Annotated in this window: 22 protein-coding genes; 6 read left to right on the forward strand and 16 right to left on the reverse strand. The window is 67.6% G+C overall.

Features of this window, described 5'->3' with window-relative positions:
* Window positions 1–183: 183 nt before the first annotated feature.
* From bamA to ABE473_RS17740, 8 genes are all read right to left on the reverse strand, one after another.
* A complete protein-coding gene (bamA, locus tag ABE473_RS17705) occupies window positions 184–2,550 on the reverse strand; it encodes an outer membrane protein assembly factor BamA (RefSeq protein ID WP_346490395.1) in 2,367 nt (788 codons plus the stop codon).
* Window positions 2,551–2,623: 73 nt separating this feature from the next.
* Window positions 2,624–3,982 carry an RIP metalloprotease RseP gene (gene rseP / locus ABE473_RS17710; protein WP_346490396.1) on the reverse strand — a complete coding sequence of 453 codons (1,359 nt, stop codon included), beginning with the start codon at window positions 3,980–3,982 and terminating at the stop codon, window positions 2,624–2,626.
* Window positions 3,983–4,016: 34 nt separating this feature from the next.
* Window positions 4,017–5,207, reverse strand: coding sequence for a 1-deoxy-D-xylulose-5-phosphate reductoisomerase (locus tag ABE473_RS17715; protein WP_346490397.1), 1,191 nt, complete (start codon window positions 5,205–5,207; stop codon window positions 4,017–4,019).
* 2 nt (window positions 5,208–5,209) lie between these two features.
* Window positions 5,210–6,034 carry a phosphatidate cytidylyltransferase gene (locus tag ABE473_RS17720; protein WP_176989963.1) on the reverse strand — a complete coding sequence of 275 codons (825 nt, stop codon included), beginning with the start codon at window positions 6,032–6,034 and terminating at the stop codon, window positions 5,210–5,212.
* Entirely contained in the window at window positions 6,031–6,765 is a 735-nt protein-coding gene (uppS, locus tag ABE473_RS17725; protein WP_346479486.1) for a polyprenyl diphosphate synthase, read from the reverse strand. The genes ABE473_RS17720 and uppS overlap by 4 nt, the downstream gene beginning before the upstream one ends.
* 41 nt (window positions 6,766–6,806) lie before the next feature.
* Window positions 6,807–7,364: a ribosome recycling factor gene (gene frr / locus ABE473_RS17730; protein WP_123728764.1), complete on the reverse strand. Its 558-nt coding sequence runs from the start codon at window positions 7,362–7,364 to the stop codon at window positions 6,807–6,809.
* 99 nt (window positions 7,365–7,463) lie between these two features.
* A complete protein-coding gene (gene pyrH, locus ABE473_RS17735) occupies window positions 7,464–8,192 on the reverse strand; it encodes a UMP kinase (protein WP_019184398.1) in 729 nt (242 codons plus the stop codon).
* Window positions 8,193–8,325: 133 nt separating this feature from the next.
* Window positions 8,326–9,825: a GGDEF domain-containing protein gene (locus ABE473_RS17740; protein ID WP_346490398.1), complete on the reverse strand. Its 1,500-nt coding sequence runs from the start codon at window positions 9,823–9,825 to the stop codon at window positions 8,326–8,328.
* A gap of 234 nt (window positions 9,826–10,059) precedes the next feature.
* On the opposite strand from ABE473_RS17740, the gene ABE473_RS17745 reads away from it, so the two are divergent.
* Window positions 10,060–10,755: an AIM24 family protein gene (locus tag ABE473_RS17745; RefSeq protein ID WP_346490399.1), complete on the forward strand. Its 696-nt coding sequence runs from the start codon at window positions 10,060–10,062 to the stop codon at window positions 10,753–10,755.
* Between the two features lie 95 nt (window positions 10,756–10,850).
* On the opposite strand, the gene tsf is transcribed toward ABE473_RS17745, so the two are convergent.
* The 8 genes from tsf to ABE473_RS17785 form a co-directional block, all read right to left on the reverse strand.
* The gene (gene tsf, locus ABE473_RS17750) at window positions 10,851–11,729 is read right to left on the reverse strand and encodes a translation elongation factor Ts (RefSeq protein ID WP_346490400.1); all 879 of its coding nucleotides are present in this window, start codon (window positions 11,727–11,729) and stop codon (window positions 10,851–10,853) included.
* Between the two features lie 126 nt (window positions 11,730–11,855).
* A complete protein-coding gene (gene rpsB / locus ABE473_RS17755; protein ID WP_346490401.1) occupies window positions 11,856–12,716 on the reverse strand; it encodes a 30S ribosomal protein S2 in 861 nt (286 codons plus the stop codon).
* A 214-nt stretch (window positions 12,717–12,930) separates the two neighbouring features.
* Window positions 12,931–13,641: a fimbria/pilus periplasmic chaperone gene (locus tag ABE473_RS17760; RefSeq protein WP_346490402.1), complete on the reverse strand. Its 711-nt coding sequence runs from the start codon at window positions 13,639–13,641 to the stop codon at window positions 12,931–12,933.
* Complete coding sequence (locus ABE473_RS17765; protein WP_346490403.1) at window positions 13,641–13,916, reverse strand: hypothetical protein; 276 nt, start codon at window positions 13,914–13,916, stop codon at window positions 13,641–13,643. The genes ABE473_RS17760 and ABE473_RS17765 overlap by 1 nt, the downstream gene beginning before the upstream one ends.
* Window positions 13,917–13,984: 68 nt before the next feature.
* Window positions 13,985–15,034 (reverse strand): spore coat U domain-containing protein, encoded by a 1,050-nt coding sequence (locus tag ABE473_RS17770; protein ID WP_346490404.1) that lies wholly within the window; start codon window positions 15,032–15,034, stop codon window positions 13,985–13,987.
* The gene (locus ABE473_RS17775; RefSeq protein ID WP_346490405.1) at window positions 15,031–17,373 is read right to left on the reverse strand and encodes a fimbria/pilus outer membrane usher protein; all 2,343 of its coding nucleotides are present in this window, start codon (window positions 17,371–17,373) and stop codon (window positions 15,031–15,033) included. The genes ABE473_RS17770 and ABE473_RS17775 overlap by 4 nt, the downstream gene beginning before the upstream one ends.
* A gap of 7 nt (window positions 17,374–17,380) precedes the next feature.
* Window positions 17,381–18,127, reverse strand: a complete 747-nt coding sequence (locus tag ABE473_RS17780) for a molecular chaperone (RefSeq protein ID WP_346490406.1) — start codon at window positions 18,125–18,127, stop codon at window positions 17,381–17,383.
* A gap of 8 nt (window positions 18,128–18,135) precedes the next feature.
* Window positions 18,136–18,660 carry a spore coat U domain-containing protein gene (locus tag ABE473_RS17785; protein ID WP_346479443.1) on the reverse strand — a complete coding sequence of 175 codons (525 nt, stop codon included), beginning with the start codon at window positions 18,658–18,660 and terminating at the stop codon, window positions 18,136–18,138.
* Between the two features lie 276 nt (window positions 18,661–18,936).
* Between ABE473_RS17785 and map the strand changes: the two genes are divergently transcribed.
* Genes map through dapE form a run of 5 tightly spaced genes read left to right on the forward strand, consistent with a single transcriptional unit; the run spans window position 18,937 to window position 24,926 of the window.
* On the forward strand, window positions 18,937–19,710 hold the full coding sequence (gene map / locus ABE473_RS17790; protein WP_346490407.1) for a type I methionyl aminopeptidase: 774 nt from the start codon (window positions 18,937–18,939) through the stop codon (window positions 19,708–19,710).
* A gap of 2 nt (window positions 19,711–19,712) precedes the next feature.
* The gene (locus ABE473_RS17795) at window positions 19,713–22,352 is read left to right on the forward strand and encodes a [protein-PII] uridylyltransferase (protein ID WP_346490408.1); all 2,640 of its coding nucleotides are present in this window, start codon (window positions 19,713–19,715) and stop codon (window positions 22,350–22,352) included.
* Entirely contained in the window at window positions 22,352–23,431 is a 1,080-nt protein-coding gene (gene dapD, locus ABE473_RS17800; RefSeq protein WP_346490409.1) for a 2,3,4,5-tetrahydropyridine-2,6-dicarboxylate N-succinyltransferase, read from the forward strand. The genes ABE473_RS17795 and dapD overlap by 1 nt, the downstream gene beginning before the upstream one ends.
* A gap of 8 nt (window positions 23,432–23,439) precedes the next feature.
* A complete protein-coding gene (locus tag ABE473_RS17805) occupies window positions 23,440–23,802 on the forward strand; it encodes a Spx/MgsR family RNA polymerase-binding regulatory protein (RefSeq protein ID WP_346490410.1) in 363 nt (120 codons plus the stop codon).
* Complete coding sequence (dapE, locus tag ABE473_RS17810) at window positions 23,799–24,926, forward strand: succinyl-diaminopimelate desuccinylase (protein ID WP_346490411.1); 1,128 nt, start codon at window positions 23,799–23,801, stop codon at window positions 24,924–24,926. The genes ABE473_RS17805 and dapE overlap by 4 nt, the downstream gene beginning before the upstream one ends.
* Window positions 24,927–25,063 lie beyond the last annotated feature (137 nt).

Here is a 25,063-nt window from a genome sequence, read left to right on the forward strand (position 1 = left end):
CCCTTCCCCCAATCGGTCCCGCCCCCAAAACGAAAACGCCGGGCAAAGCCCGGCGAATGCGTACCCCGTCTGGTGGAGAGGCCCCCTTCTGTTAAGGGGGCCGCGCCGACGGCGCGGGGGATAGGAGGAATCGTCGGGCCCCAAGGTTTGCTGCGCAAACCTTGGGCAATTCACCTTAGGCGGTCAGAACTGACCGCCAAAGGTGAATTGCAGGCGCTCGACCTCGTCGCCATCTTCCTTCTTGAGCGGGAAGGCGTAGCTGATCGAGATCGGGCCGACCGGGGCGCGCCACAGCAGGGCCACACCGGTGGACACGCGCAGTTCGTTGGCCTTGAAGTTGTCCACGCCGGTGTAGACGTTGCCGAAGTCCACGAAGGCCGAGATGCGGGCCGACGGGCTGTCGAACAGGCGCGGGAAGTAGGCTTCGACCGAACCGACGGTCTTCAGCGAGCCACCCAGCGGCTGGCCGCGGTTGTAGCTCAGGGTCGGTTCCGAACGCGGGCCGAGGGTGTTGTCCTCGAAACCACGTACCGAGTTGGTACCACCGGCGTAGAAGTTCTCGTAGAACGGCAGGCCCGTCGCGGTGACCACGCGGGTGCTGCCATCCGGGTTGGTGATCACGCGGGTGGTGTCATTGCCGTAGCTGTCGCCGTAGCCGACTTCGGCGCGGGTGTTGATGACCAGCTGCGGGATGATCGGCCAGTACTTGGAGAACTGGTAGTTCAGCTTGTAGTACTCGACGGTCGAACCCGGCAGCGTGGTTTCCAGGCCGACGCGCTGGTAGGTACCGCGGGTCGGCATGAAGTAGTCGTTGCGGGTATCGCGCGCCCAGCCCAGCTCGGTGCGCCACGAATGGAACGTGCGCTGGCCGATGGCGTCGATGTAATCGATGATGGCCTGCGGGGTCGAGCCCTGGTAGGTGGTGATCTGGTTGCTGTCGATGCCCACCATCAGCGAGACGGTGTCGTTCTCGGTGATCGGCACGCCGAACACCACCTGCGCGGCACCGTTGGTGCTGTTGTACTGCGCGGTGTTGAAGTCGGAGTAATCCAGTTCGCGCCAGGACAGGTTGTAGCCCAGCGAGACGCCGTCATCGGTGAAGTACGGGTTGGTGTAGGAGAAGCCGTAACGCTGCAGGTAGCTGCTGCGCGACGCTTCGACCGACACGCGGTTGCCGCCGCCGAGGAAGTTGTTCTGCGACAGCTGCACCGAGGTGGTCATGCCGTAGGACTGCGAGTAGCCCAGGCCGAACACGAAGCTGCCCGAGGTGGTTTCCTTGACGTTGTAGACCACGTCGACCTGGTCGTTGCTGCCGGTGACCGGCGGCGTTTCCACGTCCACCGACTCGAAGTAGCCCAGGCGCTGCAGGCGGATCTTGGAACGGTCGATCGCGGCCTGCGAGTACCAGCTGTTCTCGAACTGGCGCATTTCACGACGCAGCACTTCGTCCGAGGTGCGGGTGTTGCCCTTGAAAGTGATGCGGCGCACCGCCACGCGCGGGCCGGGAACGACCTGCATGTTGATGGCCACCGTGCGGTCGGCACGGTTGCTGGTCGGGATCGGGTTCACCTTGGCGAACGCGTAGCCGATGTTGGACAGCGAATTGGTGATCTGGTCCGAGCTGAATTCCAGCAGCGCACGCGAGAACGTGTCGCCGGACTTCTGGATCACCATGCGCTCGACATCTTCCTGCGGGAGGATGGTGTCGCCGGTGACCTTGATCTCGGAGATCTTGTACTGCTCACCCTCGGTCACGCCGGCGGTGATGAACATGTCGCGCTTGTCGGGACTGATCGAGACCTGGGTGGAGTCGATGCTGAAATCCACGTAGCCGCGGTCCAGGTACCAGCCGTTGAGCTTTTCGAGGTCGCCGGACAGCTTTTCCTTGGAGTACTGGTCATCGCGGCGGTACCACGAGGCCCAGTTGTGCTCCTTGGATTCCCAGGTTTCCAGGATGTCCTTGGCCGGGAACTTCTCGGTGCCGACCAGGTTGACGTGCTGGATCTTGGCGGCCTTGCCTTCCTTGATCGCGATGGCGATGTCGACGCGGTTACGGTCCAGCGGGCTCACCGTCGGGGTGATGTCCACGTTGTACTTGCCACGGTCGTTGTACTGGCGGCGAAGTTCCTGCGTCACGCGGTCCAGGCTCAGGCGATCGAAGGTGCCGCCCTCGGTCAGGCCGATGTCGCTCAGGCCCTTGAGCAGCTGGTCGCTCTTGATGTCCTTGTTGCCGGTGACGGTCAACTTGTTGATCGCCGGGCGTTCCTTGACCGTGACCACGAGGATGTCGCCCTGGCGGTTGAGCTGGACGTCTTCGAAGAAGCCGGTCTTGTACAGCGCACGGATGGTTTCACCGACCTTGTTGTCGGTGATGGTGTCGCCACGTTCCACCGGCAGGTAGGTGAACACGGTACCGGAGGTGATGCGCTGCAGACCATCCACGCGGATGTCGCTGACGGTGAAGGGCTCGGCTGCCTGCGCCAGGGCGGGCGCGCCGAAACCGGCAACGAGTGCGAGGGCCAGCAGGCGGCGATTGGGGAGTCGCGTCATGTCACGTCCGGTTGGAGTCGATTTCAACATTGCGGGATGCCGGCGCATAAGACGACGACAAAAGGAAAAAAGTTCATCGCGGGACCAGGCCGAGGATGTCGTTGTAGAACGCCAATCCCATCAGCCCGGCCAGCAGCGCCAGGCCCACATACTGCCCGGCAGCCATGGCGCGCTCGCTCAGCGGGCTGCCCTTGACCAACTCGATAAGGTAATACAGCAGGTGCCCGCCGTCCAAGATGGGGATGGGCAACAGGTTGATGATGCACAGGCTCAGCGACAGCAGGGCCAGGAAATACAGGAACCAGTCCAGGCCGCGCTTGGCCGAGACATTGGCGACCCGGGCAATGGTGACCGGGCCGGAGATGTTCTGCAGCGAGGCGTTGCCGGTGACGATGCGGCGCATCATGCCCAGCGAATCGCCCGCCATCCGGGCGGTTTCACGCAGGGCCACCGGGACCGCCGCAAACGGCCCGAACTTGAGTTCGGCGTCATACGCCGGGGCATGGCTCTCGGGGAAGCCGATGCCGATCTGCCAGGTGGGCTGGCCGCGGCCGTCCACGCCCTGGCGGGGGGTGATCTCCAGCGCCAGCCGTTCGCCGCCGCGCAGGACGTCGATCATGCCGGGGCCGCCGCGCTGGCCCAGCGCGGCGATCTGCGCCGGGACCTGGTCGGCGCCTTCGATGCGCTGGCCGTCCACGGCCACGATCAGGTCGCCCGGCAGCAGCACGCCCTGAGCGGCCGCCTCGGGCAGGACCTTGTCGACCAGCGCCGGCTGCAGCCAGAACTGCCAGCTCAGCCCGGTCAGCTGGGGAACACGGCGTTCATCGAAGCCGGCCGGCAGCTGCGACAGCGGCAGGGTGCGGGTCCGCACCTGGTCCAGGCCGTCCAGGACCTCGACCTTGGCATCGTGACGGTCCATCGCCGCGGTGGTCAGCGCCATGCTGGCTTCACCGGCGGTGGCCACGCTGCGGCCATCCACCTTGACCACGCGGTCGCCCGGCTGCAGTCCGGCGATCTGGGCCATGCCCGTGGTACGGCCGATGGTGGCCGAATAATCCTGCTTGCCGATCACGAACATCGCCCAGAGCAGGGCGATGCACAGGATCAGGTTGGCGGCCGGACCCGCGGCGACCACCGCGATCCGCTGCCACACGGTCTTGTGGTTGAAGGCCTGGCCGCGCTCGGCCGGGTGTACCTCGACCTCGCGTTCATCGAGCATCTTCACGTAGCCGCCCAGCGGGATGGCGGCGATCGCGAATTCGGTGCCGGCGCGGTTGCGGCGCGACCACAGCGGCTTGCCGAAACCGACAGAGAAGCGCAGCACCTTGATCCCGCAACGGCGGGCGACCCAGTAATGACCGAACTCGTGGAAGGTCACCAGCAGGCCAAGGCTGACGATCATCCACCAGACGGATCCGATGAAATCACCCATGGTGATCAGCACTGTAAGAGGGCGTGTGGGGCATTCAGGCGTGGTCGATGGCGGCTTGGGTGATCTGGCGGGCGCGCTGATCGGCGGTCAGCAGGCCCTCCAGTGTATCGGCGGACTCGGTCGACAGTGTTGACAGAGCGTTAGCGACCAGCGCGGGAATGGCAAGGAAAGCTGCCCGCCCCTGAAGAAACGCTGAAACAGCGACTTCATTGGCCGCATTGAGGATCGCCGGGGCGGTGCCACCGGCGGCCATCGCCTGCCAGGCCAGCGTCAGGCACGGGAAGGCCTCGGTGTCCGGCGCTTCGAAATCCAGCCGGCCCTGGGTCAGCAGATCCAGCCCGCCGACCCCGGATTCGATCCGCTGCGGCCAGCCCAGTCCCACGGCCAGCGTGGTGCGCATGTCCGGCAGGCCCATCTGGGCCAGGGTCGAGCCGTCGACGAATTCGACCAGTGAATGGACCAGGCTCTGCGGGTGGACCAGCACGTCGATGCGCTCGCCGGGGACGCCGAACAGGTGGTGCGCCTCGATGACTTCCAGCCCTTTGTTCATCAACGTCGCCGAATCGACCGAGATCTTCGGGCCCATGGACCACTTCGGGTGGGCCACGGCCTGGGCAGGCGTGACCTGGGCGAGCTGTTCGCGGGTGCGGCCGCGGAACGGCCCCCCGGACGCGGTCAGGATGATCCGGCGGACGCCGGCACCATCCAGGCTCGCATCGCGCGAGCGCAGGCACTGGAAGATCGCGCTGTGCTCGCTGTCGATCGGGATGATCTCGGCCCCGGCGGCGGCGGCCTGGCGCATCAGCAGCTCGCCGGCCAGCACCAGCGATTCCTTGTTGGCCAGCAGGATGCGCTTGCCGGCCGCGGCCGCGGCCAGGGTCGAGGACAGCCCGGCGGCGCCGACGATTGCCGCGACCAGGGTGTCGCAGACATCGCTGGCGGCCAGCTGGTCCAGCGCCGCAGCGCCCGCATGCGCCTGGGTGGCCAGGCCGGCGTCACGCAGGCCATCGCGCAGGGCGGCATACAGCGATGCGTCGGCGATCACCGCGTGGGCCGGGCGGTGCGTGGCGCACAGCGCGACCAGCGCATCGACCTGGCGGCCGGCGGCCAGCACGGTGACCTGGTAACGGTCCGGATGGCGCGCGATCACATCCAGCGCGGATGCGCCGATGGAACCGGTGGCGCCGAACACGGCGACCTGGCGGGGGGCGGAAACGCTGGCCATGATCAGAATCCGAAGATTTCCTTGCCGAGTGCGAACACCGGCAGGGCGGCGAGCACGCCGTCGATGCGATCGAGCACGCCGCCATGGCCCGGGATGATGTGCCCCGAGTCCTTGGCACCGGCGTGGCGCTTGATCAGGCTCTCGTAGAGATCGCCCAGGACCGAAGCGAACACGGTGACCACGGCGGTGATGACCAGCCCCACCAGGTGGCCGCTGTCGATACCGGCCAGCCAGCCGAAGCCCAGCGCCACGATCAAGCCGGCGACCATGCCGCCACCCAGGCCTTCCCAGGTCTTGTTGGGGCTGATGCGCGGGGCCAGCTTGGTGCGGCCGAAGGTACGGCCGGCGAAGTAGGCGCCCGAATCGGCGGCCCAGACCACGGCCAGCGCGGTCAGCAGCCACAGGTGGCCGTTGTCACCGCTGGCATGGATGAGCACCAGCGAGGCCCAGGCCGGGACGATCGCCAGGGTGCCGGCCAGCAGCTTGAGCGCACGCGCCGGGCTGCTCGGGCTGGCGCCGAAGTTGAAAAAGCGCAGCCACAGCAGGGCCAGCAGCCACCACCCGATGCCCACCAGCGCGGCGATCTGGTACAGCACCAGCGAGCCGGCATCGGCCCACACGATCAGCACCATCAGCACCAGGTTCAGCACCAGCAGGATGGTGCGGGCGAGGGTGTCTTCGACGTCGGCCAGCTTCAGCCATTCCCACAGGCCGATCAGGAACACGGCGGCCGCGGCGGCGGCCAGCCATTGGGTCGGCAGCATCAGGATGGCGAGGATGGCGACCGGCGCCATGATCAGCGCGGCGATGACTCGGGTCTTGGTCATGGGGAAGAGGTCTCGGTGGCCAAGGCGGCGATCTGGGCGCTGGTCAGGCCGAAACGGCGTTCACGCGAGGCATAGGCGTCGATCGCCTGCTGCAGGACGGCGGCATCGAACTCGGGCCACAGTACGTCGGTGAACCACAGTTCGGTGTAGGCCAGCTGCCAGAGCAGGAAATTGCTGATGCGGGTGTCGCCACCGGTGCGGATGAACAGGTCCGGCGGCGGCAGGTCGGCCAGGGCGACGCGGCTGCTGAGCATCGCTTCGTCGATCTGCTCGGGCAGCAGCCGGCCGGCCGCGACCTCGGCAGCCAGTTCGCGCGCGGCGCGGGCAATGTCCTGGCGGCCGCCGTAGCTGGCGGCGATGCTCAGGGTGAGCGCGCGGTTGTCGGCCGTGCGCTGCTCGGCCAGCTGCATGCGGCTGACCAGGCTGGCGCCGAAACGCTCGCGCTCGCCGATGAAACGCACGCGCACGCCACGGCGATGCAGCTCGTCCACTTCGCGGTCGAGGGCATTGAGGAACAGCTTCATCAACGCATCGACTTCGTCGGTCGGCCGGCCCCAGTTCTCACTGGAGAAGGCGAACAGGGTCAGCGCGGCGATGCCGTGGTCGAGGCAGAAATCGATGGTGCGGTTGACCGCGCGCGCGCCGGCACGATGGCCGATCACGCGCGGGCGACGACGCTTCTGTGCCCAGCGCCCGTTGCCATCCATGATGATGGCGACGTGGCGCGGCATGGGCGCGGCAGAGCCGCTGGTCGGGGCCTGGGTCATGGGGCTCAGACCGCCATCAGTTCCTTTTCTTTCTCGGCGACAACACTATCGACGTCCTTGATGGACTTGTCGGTCAGCTTCTGGATGTCGTCTTCGCCGCGCTTCTTGTCGTCTTCGCTGATCGCCTTGTCCTTGATCAGGCTGGCGATCGCCTTGTTGGCGTCCTGGCGGATGTTGCGGATGGCGATCTTGGCGCCTTCGCCTTCCTTCTGCACCTGCTTGCCCAGCTCCTTGCGGCGCTCTTCGGTCGGCGGCGGCAGGTTCAGGCGGATGACGGTGCCGGCCACGTTCGGGGTCAGGCCGAGGTCGGAGGCGTAGATCGCCTTCTCGACGTCCTTGATCATGCCCTTGTCGAACAGCGTGATGACCAGCGAGTGGCCTTCGGAAACGCTGATCGAGGCGACCTGGTTCAGGGGGGTGTCGGTGCCGTAGGCCTTGACGGTGATGCGATCCAGCAGGGCCGGGGAAGCACGGCCGGTGCGGATGGAGGTAAGGGTGTGCTTCAGAGCATCGATGCTCTTTGCCATGCGCGTCTGCGCGTCCTGCTTGATTTCGTTGAGCATCGCCCGAATCCTGGATGTCACTGGGAATCGGGCGATTATAGGCGAATACCGACCCTTTCCGGGCCGTTCCGGGCGCCCGGCGTGGGGCGCCGCTCAGGCTCAGGCGTTGTCGCGGCCCTGGACCAGGGTGCCGATGTTGTCGCCGTGCAGGATCTTGAGCAGCTCGCCCGGCTGGCCCATGTCGAACACGCGCAGCGGCAGATCGCTGTCGCGGGCCAGCGCGAAGGCGGCCGTATCCATCACTTCCAGGCCGCGGCGGATCACTTCGTCGTAGGTCAGGCTGTCGAAACGGACCGCATCGCTGTACTTGTTCGGGTCCTTGTCGTACACGCCGTCGACCTTGGTGGCCTTCAGCAGCAGGTCCGCGCCGATCTCGATCGCGCGCAGGGCGGCGCCGGAATCGGTGGTGAAGAACGGGCTGCCGACGCCGGCGGCGAAGATCACCAGGCGGCCCTTTTCGAGGTGGCGGATGGCGCGGCGACGGATGTAATCCTCGCAGACGTCGTTGATCTTGATCGCGCTCATCACGCGCGCCTTGGCGCCCAGCTTCTCCAGGGCGTCCTGCATGGCCAGCGCGTTGATCACGGTGGCGAGCATGCCCATCTGGTCACCGGTGACCCGGTCCATGCCGCCGGCTGCCAGGCCGGCGCCGCGGAAAATGTTGCCGCCGCCGATCACCAGCGCCACTTCGGCACCGGCTGCCTGCGCTTCCATCACCTCGCGGGCGAGGCGGTGGATCACCTTGGGGTCGATGCCGTAGTCCTCGTCTCCCATCAGCGCCTCCCCGGAAACTTTCAACAGGATGCGGCGATAGGCGAGCTTTGACATGGCGATCTCTGGGTGCGTGGAAAACGCCCGGATTCTACTGGAAGCCGGGCCATCGGGCAGCATAAATTTGCTGCACTGCGGCGTATGGAGGCGCCGCGGCCGCTGCGGACACGGCCCCGCACGCGGACCCGGCTCAGGCCGGCGCGGTGCTCGGCGAGCGGGCGATGACCCGGTTCCGGCCCAGGTTCTTGGACCGGTACAGCACGTCGTCGGCGGCCTTCAGCAGGTCCTGAACATCGGCGAAACGCTCATAGCCGCCCTGGGTCGCCACACCGGCCGAGAAGGTCACGAACAGCGGGCCGCTGGCGACCTCGGCCATCGGCGTGTTGACGATGGTGGCCAGCACCCGGCGCACCACTTCCAGGGCGACCGGCTCGGTGGTATTGGGCAGCAGCGCGATGAATTCCTCGCCGCCGAAGCGCGCCACGGTATCGCTGTTGCGCAACTGTTCCTGCAGTTTGGTGGCGAACATGCGCAGCACCTGGTCGCCCATGAGGTGGCCGTGGGCGTCGTTGATCTTCTTGAAATCGTCCAGGTCGATGAAGGCGACCGACAGCGGCCAACCATGCCGGGTGGCGCGCAGGAACTCCTGCTCCAGCACGGCCTCGAGCTGGCGGCGGTTGAGCACGCCGGTCAGGGCGTCGCGGTGGGCCTGTTCGGCCAGACGGTTGGCCCGGGCTTCGAACTCGTCCGCCCGCTGGCGGGCCAGGGCGGCGTCCTGCATCTCGCGCAGGTTGCGCAGGGTGGCCAGCTCCTGGGCGTGGTCGATCAGTTGCTGCACGCGCGATGGCGAGAACAGCGGGGTCTCGAACAGCGTGCTGATGTCCGGCAGCGATTCACCGATGCGGGCCAGGACCTGGTCGAACTGGGCGCTGTCCAGCCCGAGCGTGTCGTGCACCTGCTGCAGGGCGTGTTCGCGCGCAGCATCTGCATCGGGGCCGAGCCAGATGTCGGCCACGGCGCCGGACAGCGCCACGCAGTTCTGGAAATTGTCGTCGCTGGTGGCGGGCGATTCGCTGTGCGCGATGCTGTCCACCAGGTAACGCGGCAGGCCCCACTCTTCGGCGACCCACGCCCCGACATCGGCATGGGTGCACTGCAGGTGCGCGCGCTCCAGCGCGACCAGGGCGTCGTTGTCGGTCGCCTGGCGCAGCAGCGGGAGGTAGGTCTCCGGTTGCGCCTGGGCGAGCGCCAGCACGCCGATGTCCTGCAGCAGGCCGGCCAGCATCAGCTCCTCGGCCTTGCGCAGGCCGCGGGCCTGGCCCAGCAGGCTGGCCGCCAGTGCGCTGAGGATGCTGCGGCGCCACGCGCGCTCACGCAGGTCCTGGCCGTCGCCGGCTGCGGTCAGGTTCTGGGTCACGGTGAAGCCCAGCGCGAGGCTGACCGTGGCGTTGAGGCCGAGCATGGTCAATGCCTGGCCGAGGTTCTCGATCCGGCGCCGGCTGGCATACAGCGGCGAATTGGCGATGCGCAGCATGCGGGCGCTCAGCGCCATGTCGATGGCGATGATGTCGGCGGCGGTGGTGATGTCCGCTTCCGGATCCTGCGCCAGTTCGATGATGCGCAGGGCAATACCGGGCGGGGAGGGCAGGTTGCGGCAGAGCGCCAGGGCGGCTGTCAGCTCGGGAGGCATGGCGGGGCTTTCAGTATGTTGGGGCAAGAATACCTGAGGTGCATCACAGTTTCGTCCTTGATTTCTTGCGTTGACGCGGTAGATCAGTTTGGGAGTATTGCCCCGTTCCGGCACACAAAGCAAAGCCAGTGGTGGATTCGCGTGCAGTGCGGCAGGCGCGGACCTTCGCTCCGTCACCCTTTGCAACACCGGGAGGCTACCATCGCGCTCCCGTCCACATGGAAGACCAGCGCAATGACCGTACGTACCCTCGATCAGTTCCTCGCCACCACCCGGGAAAAGGATGTCAGTGCCGACGCCTTCGAACTGGAGAATCCGCACCTGCTGGAAGTCCGTCTGGACGGCATGATCTGGGCCAAGTCCGGCGCCATGGTCGCGCGCAAGGGCGCGGTCAAGTTCACCCGGGAAGGCATCCTGGAACAGGGGTTGGGCACGCTGTTGAAGAAGATGGCCAGTGGCGAAGGGCTGAAGCTGATGAAGGCTGAAGGTCAGGGCCGCGTCTACCTGGCCGATGCCGGCAAGCAGATCACCCTGCTGCGGCTGGACGGGGAATCGATCTTCGTCAATGGCAATGATGTGCTGGCGTTCGAGTCCGGCGTGCAGTCGAAGATCACGATGATGCGCAAGGTCGCCGGCATGCTCTCCGGGGGGCTGTTCAACATCCGTCTGAGTGGCCACGGCATCGTGGCGATCACCTCGCACTACGAACCGCTGACCCTGCCGGTCAATGCCCAGACCGGGCCGATCTTCACCGACCCGAATGCCACCGTGGCCTGGGCCGGCACCCTGACCCCGGAGCTGGTCACCGACATTTCGCTGGGGACGCTGCTCGGCCGCGGCTCGGGCGAGAGTCTGCAGATGCGGTTCGCCGGTGAAGGCTGGGTGGTGGTGCAGCCCTACGAGGAAGTCACCTTCCAGGCCAAGGGCTGAGCCCAGTCCTGCGAGCCCTTTGGGCATGAAAAAGCCCGGCGCAAGCCGGGCTTTTTCGTCGTACAGGGACTGCGTTGCGGCAGTCCTGCGATGGATCAGGCCAGGCCGGCCTGCTTCATCACTTCGGCGGCGTAGTCTTCCACCACCTTCTCGATGCCTTCGCCGACCGCCAGGCGCTGGAAGCCGATCACTTCGGCACCGGCGGCCTTCAGGACCTGCTCGACCGACTGGTTGGTGTCCAGCACGTACGGCTGGCCGTACAGGGTCACTTCGTTGACGATCTTGGCGATCTTGCCGCTGATGATCTTTTCCAGGATATCGGCCGGCTTGGACTTGTCCTTGTCGGACATCTTGGCCAGTTCGATTTCCTTTTCCTTGGCGACGAACTCGGCCGGCACATCGGCCGCCTTGTTGTGCGGCGGGTTCATGGCAGCCACGTGCATGGCCAGGCCACGGGCCAGCTCTTCGCTGCCACCGGCCAGTTCAACCAGCACGCCGATGCGGCCGCCGTGCACGTAGGCAGCGACGTTGTTGGTCGATTCCAGGCGCACGATGCGACGCACGTCGACCTTCTCGCCGACCTTGGCGATGACGGCAGCGCGGGCTTCTTCGATCGTCTCGCCGGACGGCAGCTTGGCCGCCTTCAGGGCATCGATGTCGGCAGCGCCCGAGGTCAGCGCGGTGCCGGCGACAGCCTTGGTGAAGTCCAGGAAGTTGCTGTCCTTGGCGACGAAGTCGGTTTCGGAGTTGACTTCGACCAGCACGGCCTTGCCGCCGTCCTGGGCCGCCACGATGATGCCTTCGGCAGCCACGCGGTCAGCCTTCTTGTCGGCCTTGGCCAGGCCGGACTTGCGCAGCCATTCGGCCGAGGCGTCGATGTCGCCGCCGTTTTCGACGAGTGCCTTCTTGCACTCCATCATGCCGGCGCCAGTGCGCTCGCGCAGTTCCTTGACCAGGGAAGCAGTGATTTCCACGGGATTTCCTCACGAAAGAAAGGGGTTGGGCCGGCATGGTGGCCGGCCCGTGTGACAGTGTCCTGTCGTCGCGCCATCGGCAGCGGACAGGAACGGTGGGCGCGCTGCGCCCACCGTGGGCCTGGATCAGGCCTGGGCTTCGCCAGCGGCCGGAGCGTCGGCAGCCGGAGCTTCAGCAGCCGGGGCTTCAGCGGCGGCCGGAGCGGCAGCAGCCTTCTTGGCCGGAGCGCGGCGGGCCGGCTTGGCTTCTTCGGTGGCGGCAGCGTCGGCGAACTCTTCTTCACGGACGGTGGCAGCGTGCGGAGCAGCAGCCTTGCCTTCCAGCACGGCGTCGGCAGCGGCGCGGGCGTACAGCTGCACAGCGCGGATGGCGTCATCGTTGCCCGGGATCGCGTAATCGACCAGTTCCGGGTTGTAGTTGGTATCGACGACAGCGATCACCGGGATGCCGAGCTTCTTGGCTTCCTTGATGGCGATGTCTTCGTGGCCGATATCGATGACGAAGATCGCGTCGGGCAGACGGTTCATGTCCTTGATGCCGCCCAGCGAGGCTTCCAGCTTGTCGCGCTCGCGACGCAGGCCGAGCACTTCGTGCTTGACCAGCTTGTCGAAGCTGCCGTCGGTCTCACCGGCTTCCAGTTCCTTCAGGCGGGCAACCGACTGCTTCACGGTACGGAAGTTGGTCAGGGTGCCGCCCAGCCAACGCTGGTTCATGAAGGGCATGCCGCAACGCTCGGCTTCTTCACGGATCGACTCGCGGGCGCTGCGCTTGGTGCCCAGGAACAGGATGGTGCCGCGCTTCTGCGCAACGCTGGAAATGAAGTTCATCGCGTCATTGAAGAGCGGAACGGTCTTTTCCAGGTTGATGATGTGGATCTTGCCGCGGGCGCCGAAGATGTACTGGCCCATCTTGGGGTTCCAGTAACGGGTCTGGTGGCCGAAATGGACGCCGGCTTCCAGCATCTGACGCATGGTGACCTGGGGCATTGCAGTAACTCCTGATAGGGAACCGGCCGCCACGGGTAATAGTTGGGCGGTCCGCCGCAAGGCGGGTGGTTCCGGGGTTTGGCTTCCCTGTCGCTTCCGTGACCGAACTCCTTGCGGAGCACCCCGGCACGGATATGGGCGGCAGGTGTGGATTCACCGGTGACGTCCGGTGTTGACGTGTTTCCTGCTTCGATGAGGCAGGAGATCCGGTCGATTATAGCCCGGCTTGTGCTGGCGCCGCAATCTCGGGCGCCGCGGAGGGCAGGGCGGCCTCGGCGGCGTGGTCGAGGCGGGCCTGGAAGCGGCTACCGGCGTAGCCGTCCGGGCGCGGCGGCAGGGTCCAGCTGCGGGCGCTGTGCGGCAGGACATAGCCCGCCAGCCCGTCGATCAGGCTGTGTCGCCGGCCTTGGGCATCCACGAACGCCAGATCGGCAAGGTGGGCGTGTGCCGCGCCGTCATTGTACAGCCGCAGCAGCGGGGCGCCGGTGCTGCCGGCGATCGCCACCCGCAGCCGCGAGCGGGGCGCCACGGCCTGCGGCTCGAGGAACACCGGCAGGGAATAGCGCGCGGTTCCGGCCGCCGCATCCGGCCCGGGGCTGAGCACCAGCCGATAGGCCTGCTGGACGACGTCGGGGGCGCCGCCAAGCCGGACCACGCGCACCCGCTGGCCCTGGCCTGGGGCGAGGGTGAGATGGGCGGGGCTGACCGCGACCCCGCCGGCGGGCAGCAGGCGCTCCTGGTCGCCGGCCTGCTCCCAGGGGTACAGGCGGGCCTGGCCATCCCAGGGCGTGTTTCCGGTGTTTTCCAGCCACACCTCGGCATGCGCGGTGCCCGCCGGGACCGAGACGCTGACCGGGCGGATCTCCAGGGCCCGCACCGGCAGGGTGCCCACCACCGCCAGCAAGGGGGCCAGCAGCCAGCGCATCAGTAGGTCACGGTGACCGGGACGGGGCGGTCGGTGGCGTCGACGGCGGGACTCAATGCCGCCACCTGGGAAGGCACCGGGCGCGTGTCATCGCTGCGCTGCCGGGCCGGCCGGCAGCTGATGTCGCGCGCCCCAGCACCGTGGCAGTCGGCGATGATCCGTACCCCGATCCGCAGTGTGGTGGCCGTGCCGACGCCCGGACGTGCGCCAGCGGGCGCGATGGCGCAGGCAGCCAGCAGGCAGGCCAGGACGAGGGAGGGTGGTCGCGGGGACATCGAACATCGCACGGCAGGGGATGCGACCGTTAACGGCTGCGATCGGGGTGCCTTGAGCGTTCTGCCCCTCAGTAGGTGATGGTCACCGTGATCACGTCGTTGTAGCTGCCCTGGGCAGGAATCGCGCCGGTGGTGGGCGGTGCCCGCCCGTAGACGGTGAGGGTCTGCGCGGCGCCGTTACCGGTGCCGGCCCGGGTATCGGTGTTGATCGTGTTGCCCCACCGCTGCGAGCGCGCCGCATCGCGGTAGAGCTCGTAGGGGATGTAGTGGACGCTGCTGTCCGGTGCGGTGAAGCGCATGCGGCGCACGTTGCCCGATGCGTTCTGTCCGTTGTTCAGGCCGATGCTGTAGGCGGTGCGGTTGATGCAGGTCAGCCCGATCGTCGAGGTGCGATCGAGGTTGGCGCTGATCGCGCCGGCGTTGCTGCCGAAGTCCATGTCGGTGGTGACATACGTGCTGCACTGGGGCAGGACGTTGGCACTGACCGTGAACGGGAACGCGCCGTCGGCGGTCTTGTGTCCGCTGACTCCGCTGGTGCTGGTGCACAGCGCCGGCGGCTGGGCGGTGCCGATGATGCTCTCGTTGTAGGCGTATTCCAGGCTGACGTTGGCGGCGGCGAAGCTGCTGGCAAAGGCGCCGGCCGACAACACCTGGGCGGCGGGAATCTGGCCATGCACGGTGATCGACTGTGCGCCGCTGCCGCCGGTGATCAAGGGCACGCTGTAGCTGAGAGTCACCACCGCCGCCGGCGGTGAAGCGCCCGGCACCGCGCCCCACACCGTGGTGCGTCCAGCGTTGGTGTAGAGCTGGAAGGCCATCGGGTCGGCGGTGGCATTGGTCATGCTGCGGGTCGGCAGCAGCGTGCTGCCGGTGCTGCCGGTGCCGATCTTCAGGCAGGCACGCACGCTGGCGCTGCCCAGAAGGCTCAACGCGGCCGTGTTGCAGGTAATGGTGAAGCTGGTCATGGCGTTGGTCGGGGTCGCCGCACCATTGGTGATCGTGCCGAACGCCAGGGCGGTCGGTGGCGTGGCCGTGCACGTCGTAGCCGCGCGGGCCGGCGCTGCCCAGCACGACGCCATCACCGCCAGCACGATCGCGAGCAGTCGCACGGCCGTCATGGCAGCGGCAGGCAGCGGAGGGGGCCGATCGAGGGCACGCCTGGCGAGGTCGCGGCGACGGGCGGCGCCAGGTGCACGCGGCAGTGCCCGTCGGGCAGGTCGACCTCGAGCTGGACCGGCGTGGCCACGTCCTCCAGGTAGGTTTCGCCGTCGTAGCCCACCGTGGCGGAACCGCCGCCGGGCAGGCGCACCTGGCTGCCGACGGGCAGGGGGGCGCCGGCGGGATCGTGCAGGACCACATGCATCGCCTGGGTGCGGCGCAGGCCGAAGTTGACGCCCAGCCCTGCGCTCTGCCGCGGCGTGACCCAGGTATCCACGCGATCGGCGCGCATGTCCGCCGGCAGGTCCAGCGTGTCGATGGACAGCCGGTTGCGTTGCCAGGACAGCAACGGGGTGACCAGCAGCAGGCCGTTCCTGTCGGTGCTGCCGATCAGCCGGTTTTCCAGCCGCACCGGGATCCCGCCGAAACCATCGGTTGACACCACTGCAAAGGCGTCGGGTACCTCGCGGGCGGCAAAGACGTGTCCACCCATCCAGACGACGCTGCCGCTGGCACTGGCGTAGCCGTAATCGACATCACCCTGGCGCGCATAGCCCATCGAATAGCGCCCGACCCGGTTGAGCCAGCCGAGTTCGGCCAGTCCGCCGGCACCGTCGTCGCCCCCGCGCGCCTGCACCCGCCAGCCATAGCCGCCCTGGCTGCCATCGCCCGGCACGGGCTGGGACAGATCGGCGACATAGGTCAGCCGCTCACCGTTGCGCTGTGCGGACACGCTGCTCTGCCGGTTGCGCCCGAGCGCGGCCGAGACGGACAGATACGCACTGCGGTCATCACTGTCGGCCAGGTTCTGGTTGAACGAGAGGTAGGCCGACCAGCGATCGCCGAAGCTGCGCGACCAGAACAGGCTGGCGTAGCGGTTGTCGTCGCCGTCGGGATAGCGCAGCCGCAGGTAGCTGGCGCTGAGCGAGCCGGCGCCCTGCAGGTTGATGCCCAGCGTGGCCTGCTCGCTGATGTCCGGCGGCAGCGTGTCCTGCAGCGCGCCAAGGTCGCGATACACGCCATGCGTTCGCCGGGTCAGCGCGTTGACGTTGAATCGGCGGTTGTTCCAGCTGTACCCCAGGGAATACTGGCCGCCCTGCAGTCCCGCATGGCGGCTGTGCGCGTAAGCAGCGTTGACCACGCCGGCGCCGCCCAGCAGCCACCAGCCGCCGGCACCGCCGTTGAGTACGCCGCCACCGCCTTCCGCATGCGCCTCGGCGGTAAACCGGTCGCTCGCGCCGTAGCGCCAGGTGGCACTGCCGATCACCGGCGTTTCGTAGGCGAATGAGCGGATACCGTAGTCTCGGCGCATCCTGCCCACGCCGGCCGACCAGTCGGACAGGCCCTTGGCCAGGAGCTGCTGCGTACCGTAGAAGGAAAAATCCAGCGTCTGCATGCGGCCGAAGGCGTCGGTGATCACCACCTGCGCATTGCCGGTGCCGTTGATGCCGGGCTGCGCGGCCAGCTGGAAGGGGCCGATCGGCACCTCGCCGTTGTACTGGCGCAGGCCGTCCACATACAGCTCCACATTGGAGGGGACGACCGCCTCGCCGAGGAAGGTGGGCGTGGGGGTCAGCACGCGGTAGGGCTGCAGCCCGTAATTGCGTCCCACCTGCACGCCGCCCATCCGCACCGGTCGGCTCCAGTCCACGAAGCCGCTGTAGAAGTCGCCCACGGTCAGGGAGACCGCGGAATCCGGGAAATCCAGGCGCCACGCGGTGTCCAGGCGCACGCTTTCGCCCTGCCATTGATGATCGGCAGGGTCCTGGTACGTGCGCAGCAGCGCACTGGTCTCCAGTACCCCCTGGCCCAGCCCGAACACGCGCAGCGCGGTGGTCAGGGCCAGGTTGCCGCCGCCTTCGTTGTGGCTCCCATAGACGTCGTAGTTGAGCACCACGCCGGGCGAGGCGGCCGCCGCCGGTGCGGTCTCGGTCGGGCGCTCCAGCCGCGTGGTGGGCAGCGACAATTGTTCCAGGGGGACGTCCAGGGCCAGCGTCTGCAATGCCGCGTCGTAGCGCACGACCACGCCGCCGAGCTGATCGAGCGCGACCGGCTCCTCGCCGCGTGCCGGAAAGCCGAGCTGGCGCAGCGTGGCGCCGGCGGCCATCAGCCGGCCCTGCAGCTCGGTGAACGGCAGCAACCCGCGCGGGGTCTGGTTGAGCGTCACGTCCAGGTACAGCGTCTGCGCCGCGGTCAGCGGCGTGGGCGGGGGCAGCATCGCATCGCCCGAAGCGCCGATGTCTGCGTCGGCTGCCATCGCGGCGCACGGGGTCAGCGTCGCGGTAAGCAGCATCCGCATGCAGGCCTCAGCGAGCCGGCGGCGCGGCGGGCAGTGGCGTCTGGGCCGACTCGCCATTGATCTTTGCCGAGAACGTGGCGCCCGCCAGGCGGGCCGCCGGAACCTCCAGTGGCCAGCGCATGGTCTGTCCGCCAAGGACATAGCCGAGCAGGCCGGGATGGATGATCTGGGGGCGGTTGGCCGGACCCAGGCCGAGATCGGCCAGCTGCGCGTAGCTGTTGCCGCTGTTGTGCACCTCCAGGGCCGGTCGCCCGTCATCCAGCCGGGTCAGGCGCGCCTGCAGGGCGTGTCGCAGCGGGGCGTCCGCGTCGGGTTGGACGAATACCGGCATCGAATAGCGCAGGACGAACTGCATCCCGGTGCGGCGCGGATCCACCGTGGGCAGTTCATCGACCACCACCCGGTAAGCGCGTTGCGATGCGGGCGGGGTGGGCACGCTGCGCACGACCCGGATCAGCTGCTGCTGGCCGGCGGCCAGCGACTGCATCGGCGGACTCACCTGGAGGTCCGTGGTGGGCACAAGGTGATCCTGGCCGGCGTCCTGACGCCACTCGAACACCCGCACCTGCACCTGTACGGGCGAGGTGCCGCTGTTGGTCAGCCAGAGTGCATCGGCGTTCTGCCGCGGTGTGAGCTGCAGTGATGTAGGGGCGACCTGCAGGCTTGCGGCGGTGGCGCTCCCCATCAGCAGCCACAGCCAGCCCAGGGCCGCGCACCCGAACCGCCCAGGGCGACGCCCTGCGGAAATCGGCATGGCGGACCTCAGTAGGTGATCGTGGCGGTGATCGTGTCCTGATAGTTACCCGCAGCGGCGTTGTTGACGCTGGGGTTGGCGATCTGGCCGTAGACATTGAGCGTCTGCGCAAGACCGGTGCCGATGCCGGCGGCGGTGTTGGTGCCCGCCGTGGCGCCCCACACATCGGTGTGCGCGGCGTCGCGATAGAGCTGGTAGCCGACGAAATTGTTGGCGGTGACGCCGGCGTCGGTGTTCTTCATGCGCCGCGTGGTCACATCGTTGGCGGTGCCCGCATTGGAGCCGGCATTGAGCGCGACGGTGTACGGGGTCAGCGCCGAGCACTGTGCCGTGATCGTGCCCTGGGCATTGGAAGGGGTGGTGGCCGTGGACAGTGCGGAGCCGAAATCCACGTCCGTGGCGGCGGCGGCGGTGATCGTGCAGGCCTTGGTGATGATGATCTTGACGTTGAAGGTCGTGGTATCGGCCGCCAAGGCGGGCGAAGCGAGGCTGGCGAAGGCCAGGCTCAGCAGGGCGGGACGGAGAAATCGCATGGGCATGCTCCTTGGACGCGGGTCCTTTGCTGAACAACACGATGCTGCCGAACGGTGGGGCGGCGGAACGGTGGTGATCTGGTTATAGGTTTGACGGCGTAGGGACCCCGTGAGATTTGGGCGATTCGATAGACGTTTTCGGCACAAAAGGCTTTTTTTTTTGAGACGTCCATCGCATTCATTAATCGGCCAGGTCGGCCGTGTGCCCGAACCGCGGCTGTCAGCGTTCCACCCGGTCCCGTTCAGATTGGCCCCGGATCGGCGATAATGGGCGCCATGAGCGTGAATCTGAAAACCCCCGAGGAAATCGAACTGATGCGTATCGCCGGCCGTCTGGCCAGCGAGGTGCTCGACATCGTCACCCCCCACGTCAAGTCGGGCGTGACGACCGAAGAGCTGGACCGCATCTGCCATGACCACATCATCCATGTGCAGAAGGCGACGCCGGCCAATGTCGGTTACCGCGGCTTCCCCAAGACGGTCTGCACGTCGGTCAACAACGTGATCTGCCACGGCATCCCCAGCGAAGCCAAGGTCCTCAAGGACGGCGACATCGTCAACATCGATGTGACCGTGATCAAGGATGGCTGGCACGGCGATACCAGCCGCATGTACTACGTCGGCACCCCGTCGGTCATGGCCAAGCGCCTGGTCGATGCGACCTACGAAGCCATGTGGCGCGGCATCCGCGCGGTGCGGCCGGGCGCGACGCTGGGCGACATCGGCCATGCGATCCAGAGCTATGCCGAAGCCGAGCGTTTCAGCGTGGTGCGCGAGTACTGCGGCCACGGCATCGGCAAGGTCTACCACGACGAGCCGCAGGTGGTGCATTACGGGCGTCCGGGCCAGGGCCTGGTGCTGCAGCCCGGCATGACCTTCACCATCGAGCCGATGATCAACGAGGGCACCCGCTACAACAAGGTGCTCCCGGACGGCTGGACCGTGGTCACCAAGGACCGCAAGCTGTCGGCGCAGTGGGAGCACATGGTCGCGGTCACCGAGACCGGCGTCGACGTGCTGACCCTCTCGCCCGGCGAATCGCAGGTCTGAGCATGCTGCCGGCGAGCCCGATGCTGGACGCGCCGGCCGAATCCGTCGCCGACCCGGACTGGGCGGCACTGGCGCGCCAGTCGCTGCAACAGACCGACGCACGGCTGTACCGCCGCTTCGACCAGGGCGACAACATCGAGCGCCTGCTCGCGCTGCGCGCCCGCGCGGCCGATCACCTGATCCGGCTGGCCTGGCATCGCTGCCTGCCGGCGGGATCGGGGCTGGCGCTGTTCGCCGTCGGCGGCTACGGGCGCGGCGAGTTGTTCCCGCGCTCGGATATCGATGTACTGGTGCTGGGCATGCCCGAGCAGCAGCGACGCCACGAATCCGGGCTGGCGCGCTTCTTCGCGCTGCTGTGGGATTGCGGGCTGCCGGTCAGCCACGCGGTGCGTTCGCCGGCCGAGTGCACCCAGGCCAGCGCCGACCAGACCGTGCTGACCGCACTGATCGAGTCGCGCCCGGTGGTCGCCGATGACACGGCCCGCCAGGCCCTGAAGGCGGCGGTCAACGTGGAAGGCCTGTGGCCCCCACGCGAATTCTTCCTCGCCAAGCGCGAGGAACTGCTGGCCCGCCACCAGCGCTTCGGCGACACCGCCGACAACCTCGAGCCGGATATCAAGGATGGCCCCGGCGGGCTGCGCGATCTCAATACGCTGGGCTGGATGGCGTTGCGCGCGTTCGGCGTGCGCGACCTGGAGGCGCTGGTCGGCCTGGGCCATCTCGGCCCGGATGAGGCGGCTGCGCTCAAGCGCGAACGCTGTGCGCTGGCTCGGCTGCGCTTCGGCCTGCACCTGGTCGCCAACCGGCCGGAAGAGCGCCTGCGCTTCGATTACCAGAAGACACTTGCCGCCCGCCTGGGTTTCGAAGACGACATCGAAAGCCTGGCCGTGGAAAAGATGATGCAGGGTTTCTACCGCAGCGCCACCGTGGTGCGGCGGATCAGTGATCGCCTGCTGCAGCGCTTTGAAGAACAGTTCGATGGCGAAGCGGTGCCCGAGCCGGTCAGCGTCGGTTTCTCGCTGCGTCGCGGCTACCTGGCGGCCAATGATGCCGCGTGGCCGCAGGGCGACATCGAACAGGTGTTCGCGCTGTTCTCCAGCTGGGCCTACAACCCGGACGTGCGCGGCCTGCATTCGCTGACCGCCCGCGCGCTGGCCGAAGCCCTGCCCGAGCTGGCTGCGTATACCGACGCCAGCCCCGCCGCCCGCGAACAGTTCCTTGCGCTGCTGCGCAGCCCGCGCGCGGTCGACACCCTGGCGCGGATGGCCCGCCTGGGCGTGCTCGGCCAATGGATCCCTGCGTTCGCGCAGGTCTCCGGGCGCATGCAGTTCGATCTGTTCCATGTCTACACCGTCGACCAGCACACCCTGATGGTGCTGCGGAACATCGGCCTGTTCGCCAGCAGCCGCGCCGACGAGCGCTTCTCGATCGCACATGAAGTGTGGCCGCGCCTGCGCAAGCCGGAGCTCCTGTTGCTGGCCGGCCTGTTCCATGACATCGCCAAGGGCCGCGGCGGCGATCACTCCGAACTCGGTGCGGTGGATGCGCGTGAGTTCTGCCAGGCGCTGGCACTGAGCAGTTCCGATACCGAGCTGGTGGCCTGGCTGGTCGAGCAGCACCTGCGCATGTCGATCACCGCGCAGAAGCAGGACATCTCCGATCCGGACGTGATCCATCGCTTTGCCACCCTGGTGGCCAGCCGCGACCGGCTCGACTACCTCTATCTGCTGACCTGCGCCGACATCGCCGGGACCAGCCCCAAGCTGTGGAATGCGTGGAAGGATCGTCTGCTGGCCGACCTGTATTTCGCCGCGCGACGCGCGCTGCGCGATGGCCTGGAAAACCAGATGCCGGCCGCCGAGCGTGTCGCCGAAGCGCGCGAATCCGTACGCCAGCTGGTGCGCGAGCGCGGCTATGACGATGCGACGATCGAGCGCCAGTTCACGGTGATGCCCGATGAGAGCTTCATCCGGCTGCGGCCCGAACAACTCGCTTGGCAGGCGGCCGCGCTGGTGCCGATCAAGCAGGGCCAGACCCTGGTCAAAGTGCGACGGATCACCCCGGATGACCATGCGCTGGAAGTGTTCGTGCACTCGCCCGATCGCGATGGCCTGTTCGCCGCGATCGTGATGACGCTGGACCGCAAGGGCTACGGTATCCATCGCGCCCGCGTGCTGGACGGCCCGGTCGACACCATCTTCGATACGTTCGAAGTGACCCCGGCCGACAGCTTCGCCGACGGCGATGCGCTGCGCCTGGAAGCCGGCCTGCGTGAAGCACTGGCCGGCGACCTGACCCGCCTGCGCCCGTCGCGCCGGGTCATCCCGCGCCAGCTGCGCCACTTCCGCTTCGCGCCGCGCATCGAGTTCCGCGACATCACCGATGGCGACACCACCAGCACCCGTTTCAGCCTGGTCGCGCCCGACCGCCCCGGCCTGCTGGCCGACGTGGCGTTCGTGCTGCGCAACCAGCGGCTGCGCGTGCATGATGCGCGCATCGCTACCTTCGGCGAGCGCGCCGAAGACATGTTCGTGATCAGCGATGAGCATGATCACGCCCTGACCGAATCCGCCAGACAGCAGCTGCAAGACACGATGCTCGCCTGCCTGGACCCTGATCGAAAAGCCGGAGACCCCCACTGATGGCCACCAAGCCCGCCAAGAAGACCGCCGCGAAGACCGCAGCGGCCAAGACCCCTGCTGCCGCGCCTGCAGTGAAGAAGACCGCTGCCGCAGCGAAAAAGGCGGCACCCGCAGTGAAGAAGGCGGCCGTGAAAAAGGCGCCGGCCCGCAAGGTTGCCGCTACCCCGGCCGAGAGCGCCGCCAAGCGCAGTGCCAGCCGTGACGCCACCATCGCGCGCAAGTCGCTGCGCAAGCCGGCCACGCCGGGCGTGGAAGAGCTCAAGTTCGGCATCGAGAGCGCGTTCGAGCGCCGCGCCACGCTGACCCTGCATGAGATCGAAGGTTCCACCAAGCCGCTGGTCGGCCGCGTCATCGATGGCCTGGAAACCGGCGAGTTCCGCGTTGCCGAGCCGGATGGCCACGGTGGCTGGAAGGTCAACGAGTGGCTGAAGAAGGCGGTCCTGCTGTACTTCCGCGTCAATGACATGGCGGTGGTGGACGCGCGCCCGGCGCCGTTCTGGGACAAGGTCGAGTCGCGTTTCGCCGGCTTCGATGAAGCCAAGTTCCGTCGCGCCGGCGTGCGCGTGGTGCCCGGTGCGATCGCGCGTCGTGGCAGCTACTTCGGCAAGGACGTGGTGCTGATGCCGAGCTTCACCAACATCGGCGCCTACGTGGGCGAGGGCACCATGGTCGACACCTGGGCCACGGTCGGTTCGTGCGCGCAGATCGGCAAGCACTGCCATCTGTCCGGTGGCGCCGGCATCGGTGGCGTGCTCGAGCCGCTGCAGGCCAGCCCGACCATCATCGAAGACCATTGCTTCATCGGTGCGCGGTCGGAAGTGGTGGAAGGCTTCGTGGTCGGCCACCACAGCGTGATCGGCATGGGCGTGTTCCTCGGCCAGAGCACCCGCGTGTACAACCGCGCCACCGGCGAGATCAGCTACGGCTCGGTGCCGCCCTACAGCGTGGTGGTCTCCGGCCAGCTGCCGTCCAAGGACGGCTCGCACTCGCTGTATTGCGCCGTGATCGTCAAGCAGGTCGATGCCAAGACCCGCAGCAAGACCAGCGTCAACGACCTGCTGCGCGGCCTGGCCGACTGAGTACGGCCATGACCACCATCGTGTACGGATTGAAGAACTGCGACACCTGCAAGAAAGCCACCAAGTGGCTGGACCGTTTCCAGGTGCCGTACACCTTCGTCGACTATCGCGACCAAAAGCCGACGCCGGAGACCCTGATCGACTGGGCGGCCCAGGCCGGTGGCTTCCCCGCGTTGATCAACAGATCCTCCACCACGTGGCGGCAGCTTCCGGAGAACCGCAAAGCGGCCGATTCGGAGGCCGAATGGAAGCTGCTGCTGCGCGAGTACCCGCAGCTGATCAAGCGCCCGGTGGTGGTGAGCGCCGATGGCGTGATGACCCAGGGCTTCTCGGACAACGGCTTCAAGCAGCGGTTCGGAGTGGGCGCGTGAACGACGTCGTCGCGCTGACCTGCGACCTGATCGCGCGCGCCTCGGTCACGCCCGAGGACGCCGGTTGCCAGGCGCTGCTGGCCGGCCGTCTTGAACGCGCCGGCTTCCACTGCGAACACCTGCGCCTGGGCGAGGTCGACAACCTGTGGGCCACACACGGGCAGGGCGCACCGGTGCTGGTGCTGCTCGGGCATACCGATGTGGTGCCGACCGGCCCGGTCTTGGCCTGGACCAGCGATCCGTTCGATCCGCAGATCCGCGAGGGCGTGCTGTACGGGCGCGGCGCGGCCGACATGAAAGGCAGCGTGGCCGCCTTCGTGGTGGCCGCCGAGCAGTTCGTGGCCGCCCATCCGGACCATCCCGGCACGCTGGCCGTGCTGCTGACCAGCGACGAGGAAGGCGACGCTATCGATGGTGTGCGGCGCGTGGCCGACATCTTCCGCGCGCGCGGCCAGGGGATCGACTGGTGCATCACCGGTGAGCCGTCCTCCACCGCCGTGCTCGGCGATCTGCTGCGCGTCGGCCGCCGCGGCAGCTTGTCGGGAACGCTCACGGTGAAAGGCGTGCAGGGCCATGTCGCGTATCCGGACAAGGCGCGCAATCCGATCCATCTCGCTGCCCCGGCACTGGCGGAACTGACCGCACGGCACTGGGACGATGGCTTCGAGAGCTTCCCGCCGACCAGCCTGCAGGTCTCCAACATCCATGCCGGCACCGGTGCGAACAATGTGATCCCGGGCGAGCTGCAGGTGCTGTTCAACCTGCGCTACAACCCACACTGGACTGCACCGGCACTGGAGCGGGAGATCGCCACGCTGCTGGAGCGGCATGCGCTCGAGTACACCCTCACGTGGCATCGCAGTGGCGAGCCCTTCTACACCCCGGAAGGCACGCTGCGCAGGGTTGCCCGCGACGTCCTGGGTGAGTTCGCCGGTGCGCCGCCGGAGGAGAGCACCGGCGGTGGTACCTCCGATGCGCGCTTCATCGCGCCGCTGGGCGCGCAGTGCATCGAAGTGGGGCCGGTCAATGCGAGCATCCACCAGGTCGACGAGAACGTCCGGGTGGCGGATCTGGAAGCGCTGCCGGCGCTGTACCAGCGCTTGATCGAGCGTTTGTTGGCCTGATGCACGTGCTGCGCCGACCAACGGTCGGCGCCTACCGCCTCAGTCGCGCGAGTGCGGTAGTGGGGGGCGCCCGGGCGCCCCGCCCACGGGGGGGGGCAAAACACCGGCCCCCCCCCGGCCCGCCCACCCCCCGCCAC

Source organism: Stenotrophomonas sp. TWI700 (assembly GCF_039673645.1).
GTDB lineage: Bacteria > Pseudomonadota > Gammaproteobacteria > Xanthomonadales > Xanthomonadaceae > Stenotrophomonas > Stenotrophomonas maltophilia_AA.

What these genes read in the sequence shown, in the direction of transcription:
- frr (WP_123728764.1), bottom strand. Translation starts at nt 7,364, where the DNA reads ATGCTCAACGAAATCAAGCAGGACGCGCAGACGCGCATGGCAAAGAGC.
- ABE473_RS17745 (WP_346490399.1), top strand. Translation starts at nt 10,060, where the DNA reads ATGACCGTACGTACCCTCGATCAGTTCCTCGCCACCACCCGGGAAAAG.
- ABE473_RS17780 (WP_346490406.1), bottom strand. Translation starts at nt 18,127, where the DNA reads ATGCCGATTTCCGCAGGGCGTCGCCCTGGGCGGTTCGGGTGCGCGGCC.
- ABE473_RS17805 (WP_346490410.1), top strand. Translation starts at nt 23,440, where the DNA reads ATGACCACCATCGTGTACGGATTGAAGAACTGCGACACCTGCAAGAAA.
- bamA (WP_346490395.1), bottom strand. Translation starts at nt 2,550, where the DNA reads ATGACGCGACTCCCCAATCGCCGCCTGCTGGCCCTCGCACTCGTTGCC.
- ABE473_RS17760 (WP_346490402.1), bottom strand. Translation starts at nt 13,641, where the DNA reads ATGCGCTGGCTGCTGGCCCCCTTGCTGGCGGTGGTGGGCACCCTGCCG.
- rpsB (WP_346490401.1), bottom strand. Translation starts at nt 12,716, where the DNA reads ATGCCCCAGGTCACCATGCGTCAGATGCTGGAAGCCGGCGTCCATTTC.
- uppS (WP_346479486.1), bottom strand. Translation starts at nt 6,765, where the DNA reads ATGCCGCGCCACGTCGCCATCATCATGGATGGCAACGGGCGCTGGGCA.
- ABE473_RS17770 (WP_346490404.1), bottom strand. Translation starts at nt 15,034, where the DNA reads ATGACGGCCGTGCGACTGCTCGCGATCGTGCTGGCGGTGATGGCGTCG.
- pyrH (WP_019184398.1), bottom strand. Translation starts at nt 8,192, where the DNA reads ATGTCAAAGCTCGCCTATCGCCGCATCCTGTTGAAAGTTTCCGGGGAG.
- ABE473_RS17715 (WP_346490397.1), bottom strand. Translation starts at nt 5,207, where the DNA reads ATGGCCAGCGTTTCCGCCCCCCGCCAGGTCGCCGTGTTCGGCGCCACC.
- dapD (WP_346490409.1), top strand. Translation starts at nt 22,352, where the DNA reads ATGGCCACCAAGCCCGCCAAGAAGACCGCCGCGAAGACCGCAGCGGCC.
- rseP (WP_346490396.1), bottom strand. Translation starts at nt 3,982, where the DNA reads ATGGGTGATTTCATCGGATCCGTCTGGTGGATGATCGTCAGCCTTGGC.
- map (WP_346490407.1), top strand. Translation starts at nt 18,937, where the DNA reads ATGAGCGTGAATCTGAAAACCCCCGAGGAAATCGAACTGATGCGTATC.
- ABE473_RS17795 (WP_346490408.1), top strand. Translation starts at nt 19,713, where the DNA reads ATGCTGCCGGCGAGCCCGATGCTGGACGCGCCGGCCGAATCCGTCGCC.
- ABE473_RS17765 (WP_346490403.1), bottom strand. Translation starts at nt 13,916, where the DNA reads ATGTCCCCGCGACCACCCTCCCTCGTCCTGGCCTGCCTGCTGGCTGCC.
- ABE473_RS17785 (WP_346479443.1), bottom strand. Translation starts at nt 18,660, where the DNA reads ATGCGATTTCTCCGTCCCGCCCTGCTGAGCCTGGCCTTCGCCAGCCTC.
- ABE473_RS17740 (WP_346490398.1), bottom strand. Translation starts at nt 9,825, where the DNA reads ATGCCTCCCGAGCTGACAGCCGCCCTGGCGCTCTGCCGCAACCTGCCC.
- ABE473_RS17720 (WP_176989963.1), bottom strand. Translation starts at nt 6,034, where the DNA reads ATGACCAAGACCCGAGTCATCGCCGCGCTGATCATGGCGCCGGTCGCC.
- ABE473_RS17775 (WP_346490405.1), bottom strand. Translation starts at nt 17,373, where the DNA reads ATGCGGATGCTGCTTACCGCGACGCTGACCCCGTGCGCCGCGATGGCA.